This window comes from Desulfosporosinus sp. BICA1-9 (assembly GCF_000802135.1).
Map to the genome: position 1 here is coordinate 1 of NZ_JUEE01000076.1, position 6122 is coordinate 6122.

Annotated in this window: 6 protein-coding genes, 1 tRNA gene and 1 pseudogene; 5 read left to right on the top strand and 3 right to left on the bottom strand. The window is 40.6% G+C overall.

The genetic code is table 11. The annotated features are described in order from the left end of the window. Positions 1 to 402, top strand: a pseudogene (locus JL57_RS09860) (guanylate kinase); the annotation flags it as partial. Between the two features lie 138 nt (positions 403 to 540). On the opposite strand, the gene JL57_RS09865 reads toward JL57_RS09860, so the two are convergent. Continuing rightward, positions 541 to 616 (bottom strand) — tRNA-Arg (locus tag JL57_RS09865). A 233-nt stretch (positions 617 to 849) separates the two neighbouring features. On the opposite strand from JL57_RS09865, the gene JL57_RS09870 reads away from it, so the two are divergent. Continuing rightward, complete coding sequence (locus JL57_RS09870) at positions 850 to 1719, top strand: YitT family protein (protein WP_034141885.1); 870 nt, start codon at positions 850 to 852, stop codon at positions 1717 to 1719. A 27-nt stretch (positions 1720 to 1746) separates the two neighbouring features. Then, on the top strand, positions 1747 to 2733 hold the full coding sequence (locus JL57_RS09875; protein WP_291299914.1) for a hypothetical protein: 987 nt from the start codon (positions 1747 to 1749) through the stop codon (positions 2731 to 2733). 32 nt (positions 2734 to 2765) lie between these two features. On the opposite strand, the gene JL57_RS09880 is transcribed toward JL57_RS09875, so the two are convergent. Next, complete coding sequence (locus JL57_RS09880; RefSeq protein WP_034141887.1) at positions 2766 to 3557, bottom strand: polysaccharide deacetylase family protein; 792 nt, start codon at positions 3555 to 3557, stop codon at positions 2766 to 2768. Positions 3558 to 3688: 131 nt separating this feature from the next. Then, positions 3689 to 3946 (bottom strand): hypothetical protein, encoded by a 258-nt coding sequence (locus JL57_RS09885; protein ID WP_034141888.1) that lies wholly within the window; start codon positions 3944 to 3946, stop codon positions 3689 to 3691. 219 nt (positions 3947 to 4165) lie between these two features. Between JL57_RS09885 and JL57_RS09890 the strand changes: the two genes are divergently transcribed. Beyond that, the gene (locus JL57_RS09890) at positions 4166 to 5428 is read left to right on the top strand and encodes a tetratricopeptide repeat protein (protein ID WP_034141889.1); all 1263 of its coding nucleotides are present in this window, start codon (positions 4166 to 4168) and stop codon (positions 5426 to 5428) included. 114 nt (positions 5429 to 5542) lie between these two features. Continuing rightward, positions 5543 to 6070 (top strand): hypothetical protein, encoded by a 528-nt coding sequence (locus tag JL57_RS09895; protein WP_034141890.1) that lies wholly within the window; start codon positions 5543 to 5545, stop codon positions 6068 to 6070. Positions 6071 to 6122 lie beyond the last annotated feature (52 nt).

Genomic DNA, 6122 nt, shown 5'->3' on the forward strand with positions numbered 1-6122 from the left:
GCAGGATTAATCATTGAAAAAAGGGCTTATAATACAGTGAATGGCCTTTGGGTTTACTGTACGATTGATGATGGTCAAATTCAGTTAGAACATGAGAATTATATCATAATCGGTACATTAGAGGGTTATAAACATCTCGCAGGATATTTTGGCACTCCTAATGTGGTCCCAATTTATATTAACTTAGAAGATGAGATTCGTTTAGAAAGGGCAATCCATAGAGAAAAACAACAATTAAAACCTAATTATCAGGAATTGTGTAGAAGGTTTTTAGCGGATAGTGTGGATTTCGGTGATGATAAGTTAACCCATTATGGAATTACCAATAGTTATGATAACAAGGACCTGACTGAGTGCTTAACTAAAATTAAACGTGATCTACAGACTTTGCTGAAATTATAAGGATTGATGGGTAATAGCTATTTTGGGGCTTGTCACATCGCATTAGGCTAAGCACACCAAAGAAGGGTTGGAATAATTAATTCCAACCCTTAGAATACGACAAAGTCACAACCTGAGTTGTCACTAAGTTTTTCTTTATGGTGCGCCCGGCGGGATTTGAACCTGCGACCTCCGGCTTCGGAAACCGTCACTCTATCCACTGAGCTACGAGCGCTTATCAAGAATACTTTATTACTCTACTCAAAAACGAGGGTTTTGTCAAGCATTATACTGACTTGCGGATTGATTCCCACGTCCAATCAGTGATATATTAAAGTATTCATGACAGTTATATATTTGTCGCCTTTCGAACTTTGCAGTATAATTCAACGAAGATGAACAAGATAACAAAGATGAATAATGACAATGAAGATGAACGAGTAGTTATTGTTTGAATGGGGGACCTAAATGGACTGGAGACGTTTTCGAAACAATCTTACTTGGCAATGGTTAAAGCACTTTATAGGGATCGTCATTGGGGCATCGATTGTAAGTGTCAGTATTAATACTCTGATCATCCCCAATCATATTGCCGATGGTGGGCTTACAGGTATTGCCATAATACTACACTACTTATTTAATTGGCCTGTTGGTTGGGCAGTCTTTCTGCTAAACCTGCCCCTGTTTATTCTGGGTCTACGTATGGTAGGGCGGAGTTTCCTGATTTTCAGTATTGTGGGTGTGGGTATGCTCTCAGCCATGCTTTCCCTTACCACGCACTTACCTGCCTTAACCCATGATACGTTGCTGGCTGCAATATACGGCGGGGTACTGTCCGGCATAGGCATGGGAATTGTCTTCCGTTCTAGAGGTTCGCTGGGTGGTACCGATATTTTGGCAGTCTTGTTTGCCAGAACAACTCCCTTCAGTGTAGGTCAAATCTTATTGGGCATCGATGCCGCTATTTTTATTGGAGTCGCTATAATGTTTCGTCCGGAAATGGCCATGTATGCCATGCTTTACATGTTTATTGCAACCCGTGTCGTAGATCTTGTCCAAGAAGGCTTGAGCCATTCAAAATCGGTTATGGTGATCACGACCCATCCGCAAAAGATCGCTGAAGAAATCATGGCAAAGCTAGAGCGTGGAGTCACGCTTTTTCAAGCGACTGGAGCCTTCTCTGGGGAAGCTAAACAAGTTATTTATTGTGTGATCAACCGAACAGAATTATCTCAGATTAAAGAAATCATTAATAAGCAAGATCCTCAGGCATTCGTAGCCATTTCTGAGGTGCCAGAAGTTGTCGGGGAAGGTTTTTCATCATGGAAAGGACATTAGACCTAGATTGGAATGAGGGATTGGACAGTGAAACGAATCAAACGGAATTCAAATAAACGATGGAAGATCACCTTTTCACTCATAGTGGCTATCCTTATTATGTTCGCCGTGGGGCCTTTTGTATTTCGTATGGAGCGCTTAAAACAGGCGAAAAGTGATTACAACATGCGTAATGTTCAAGACGAATTACAGTGGATGGACAAATATGGTGGTCCATTAAATAAGTTAGCACTCATAATCGATACAAGGCTATGGTTAGAGCTTAACCTAGGAATCAAGGATGTCGAGCAAAGATTAGCAGCATATCAAGACGAAAAACATCAGTTATGGTTAGTGATATTCAATTTACAAGCAGAAAACCTTACCAAAGCCCAGAATTTATTAGAAACAATGAGTTCTTCTCCACGTAAACAGCTTGGAAAGGGAGTCCTAGCGCTTGCTAAAGGAGATGCCAAGCAGATTCGAGAAGTTTTAGCTAAGTCAGAAGCTGACTGGCAGTCCATGACTCGTCAAGAACAATGCCTAAGGCATTTAACCCTAGCTCAAGCGGCTTTGCTCCTGGAAGATAATCTGTCAGCCAAAGTGGAGCTCGAAGTTGCTCAGCAATTGGAACCCAACAACCCGGCCTGTTTGTCAGTGGCCTTTGACTTGGCAATAGCTCAAGGTCAAAGAGCAAAAGCCCTAGAACTAAGCCAATATATCGATAACCAAACCTGGAGACCACAGAATTCATTATACTTGACAAAAAGGGCTGTGCTGGCAATTCATGAAAATAATACGCTAGGCTTAGCAGATAGTCTAGCCTTATTAAAAGAACTTCCCCAAGGGGATGCCAGTATTAATTATCTGAATGGAATCAACGCTCTAAAGAAAGGGCAGTTGCAAGAGGGTAAGATCTTGCTTGAACTTGCCCTAAAAAGTGGGCTTGAGGGTCAGGTGCAGGTGGATGCCCAAAAAGCCTTAGAACAGCTTTCAGAGCGACAAAATGCCGATGGAGTATTACGCTCGTTATAGCCGAAATCAAAGAATTATGGCTGTCTTATGAGCTAGTGAGTTGGGGCGACGGGTTCTTCTTTCAAATTACTTTCAGGTGGCCAAGTGCTGCTTGCCTTGGCAAGTAATTCGCCCACTGGAATTAAGCTAAGACCTTTATTTTTTAGTTGTTGGATAATTACTGGTAAGGCTTGAACTGTATCAGGCGCCGAGTCAGAAGCATGAAATAAGATAATATCTCCGGCTTTAGCTCCACTCCCTGCTCGGCTGCCATTGAGTACATTATTAATCACAGCATTCGAGCCGGGTCGCTTCCAATCGAGAGAATCAACACTCCACTGGATGACACGATATCCTAACTGATTGGCCGTAGCAATAACCTTATTATTATAGGCACCGTTTGGAGTACGGATTAAGCGAATTTTCTGCTGAGTTATTCTTTCGAGGACTTGTTGTGACTTAATGATCTCATTTTCTAGTTCAGCCGTTCCTAAGGTGTCAAGATCGATATGCCGGTTTCCGTGTGAACCGATTTCATGGCCGTCCGCTACCATTCTCATCACCAGTGGTTGATGTTTATCTGCCCAAGGACTAGACAGAAAAAACGTAGCTTTGACACCTTCTTTTTTTAGAATATCCAATATGGGTTCTGCAGTCTTCTCTCCCCAACTGATATCAAAGGTGAGACCGATTGCTGGAGTGTTAACATTGACAGAATAAATAGGTTTCAATTTTCCAGAGAAAACTGACGTCACATTTTCTCGATACGAGACCATAACGAATAATAGGATTCCCCAGAGAGCAATATTACGCCAGGATGGACGTTTGAAAATTATAATCCGCATTGGGCACTCCTCCTTCGACTAAAAGATATTCATTCGTTAACAAGTTCATGAGGAGTAAAACAAAAAAACGCCTAAAAGGCGTTTAATATTTATTCGGGGTGTAACTCAATATAATTATCAAAGGAGTAGAACTACCGTTGGAAAAAGCGTTTGCCGAAAATTGAACCAATCAAATCTAATTTAAACAATAATTTAAGGAAAAAGTGTAAGACGATCAAGGTAACTGCGAAGAAAACAATGATACGAATTAGAAAAAAAGCAATCGCAAAGACAAACGTAAATACCTTACTCAGGACTAGGGCAGAAATATACAGACCTAAAATTAGAATAATGAATTTAAGAGCAACTATCCAATAATTAGAAGATTGAGTCGGACGATAAGTAGTCAAGGTCAAACACCCCCTTCATAATTCTAGATTATCATAATTCGACTTTTATGTCTAGGTTACAAGCTAGTCCGTCCTAAATTTCTAAAATAGTATATTTTACATGTATTCTAGGACCTGACCCGTAATTCGAGGATTCTGAAGCAGAAGCATTAATTCTTTTTAAGATATGCCCAATAAATCGACTCGTGCATATGATGGAGCAGACACGGAGGGGATAATATGCATGATAGGGAATTATTTGTTTGGCGGAATCTTATGGAGGATGGAACACAGTGTCTTGGGGAAGAACAGTATCTAAAAGCAGAAACATATTATATTCAGGGTCTTTTGAAGGCATATCAATTAAGCGTTCCCGAAATTGTTGCCTTTACATTAAGATTATTAGCAACAGTAAGAGTCCGTTTAGGTAATTTAGACTTTGCGGAAGAGGGTTTTAAGGAAGCGCTACGTATTTGTCAGGAAGTCGAGAATGCTAAAGGGATGGCTGAAGCCTGGGCGGGGCTAGCCAGTGTGTCGGTTAAAAAGGGAAAACTTCAGGAAGCAACCGAAGAATATCGCCAGGCGATCTCGATTTATCCGAGTTCCTCCCCACAGTTAAGGTTGGGCATGCTCTATGCTGATCTTGGCCAAGTTTATACTGCCCTCGAAGAATGGATCAGAGCTAAGCAAGCGTTTTCACAGGCCCAAGAACTTTGTCGTTTGTACGGTTTTCTTAAAGGGGTAGCAGAATTGGACCTTTTGTTAGGCGAGTTGTACTTTCGACAGGGGCAAATTAATGACGCCCTAGAAACCCTTAAGCACGCCTGTCAGCTATTTGCTAAGCTAGCTGATTTAGTCCCTTTATCAACAACACTTCAATACTTAGCCTTACTTTACTTTGAGCAGAACCAAATGCTCTTAGCTTTTGATTGTCAACAAAGGGCAGTGGCACTTTCTTTAAAGTTTGAAACAAGTGAGGTATTTAGTGAAAGTTGCTATTTCTTAAGTAAAATCGAGCAGTTCTTAGAGAATAATCAGGAAGCCAAATATTATCTGGAATTATCGATCCGGTTTTATCCTAAACAAGATATTGACCTTGCCTTAAGGTATCAGAATTTGGCTGGTCTGCTTTTCCTTACCCTGGATTTTACTAAGGCTGAATTATATTATCTCCAAGCTTTAAACCTCTTTGAATCCTTTGATGATGAGCTTAGAATTAGCGAAGTTCAGCAATCTTTAGCCATTCTCAAAGAAATTCAGGAGCGCAAGGAAGGTCCGCTGAAATTTCAAGACAAGTCAGATGAGGTCTTTCAAGTTCGTAGCGAATTTACATTAGAAGCATTAGTACACTTGGCAGAGTTTTATGAAAAACGCAGTAATTTTCGTGATGCCCTCAATTGCTATTGGAAGGCTCTCGAAAAGGGTCGCGAGGCTGAAGTAGCAACAGATTGGATTGAGTTAAGAGTTCAAAGGGTGTCTAAACGTTTGCGCAAGAAAAAGTAAATGCAAGATATTTCCTCAAATAATGGAAATCTAGCTTTATTAATCATTGTTGTTCAGTTAGAATGAAGTTATAGAATGTCTCTCTGAATAAAGGGAGGGATGGGGGGGATTATCATGCGGGAAGAAGATTCAATACTCCTCGAATGCTTGGAAGATGTATATCATACCTTTGAAAAGGCTTTAAAGAAGGCTCAACTGGTGCGTTCGATCCATGTTCAAAAATTTGAGCGAATGCTTGTTGAATTGCGCAGTGAGCGCAGGGTTTTTGAAGACATTTCTATCCCAGCCCGACTCATTGTAGAACAATTGTTGGAATCCCAATTTAAAGTTGGACAGGTTGCCTTGGAAGCTGAACGATTTAAACAAGGATTCACAGGGGTATCCTTTGTGAAGGTAGAGGAATTTGGAATAATCTGTGTAAAGCTAGGGGAACTAGAAATCTCCTGGCGAGATGGCAGCTATGTTTATTACTTTTATCCTGATAAAGTAGAACTAAGAGCAACCGATGAAAAGTCATCTATCAAGTTATTTTTTTCGATTGCGTTTAATCGACAAACTTTGGAGCGGTTTCCGGAAATACTAACCTCCCCTAATGTTGTGTATATACATCCCCAGCTTGAAAAATGGATACGGAAGGTGTAACGATGTCAAATCTTTCCCAAGGATTAGTGCAAATTTATACTGGCAATGGCAA

What these genes read in the sequence shown, in the direction of transcription:
- JL57_RS09890 (WP_034141889.1), top strand. Translation starts at nt 4,166, where the DNA reads ATGCATGATAGGGAATTATTTGTTTGGCGGAATCTTATGGAGGATGGA.
- JL57_RS09895 (WP_034141890.1), top strand. Translation starts at nt 5,543, where the DNA reads ATGCGGGAAGAAGATTCAATACTCCTCGAATGCTTGGAAGATGTATAT.
- JL57_RS09880 (WP_034141887.1), bottom strand. Translation starts at nt 3,557, where the DNA reads ATGCGGATTATAATTTTCAAACGTCCATCCTGGCGTAATATTGCTCTC.
- JL57_RS09870 (WP_034141885.1), top strand. Translation starts at nt 850, where the DNA reads ATGGACTGGAGACGTTTTCGAAACAATCTTACTTGGCAATGGTTAAAG.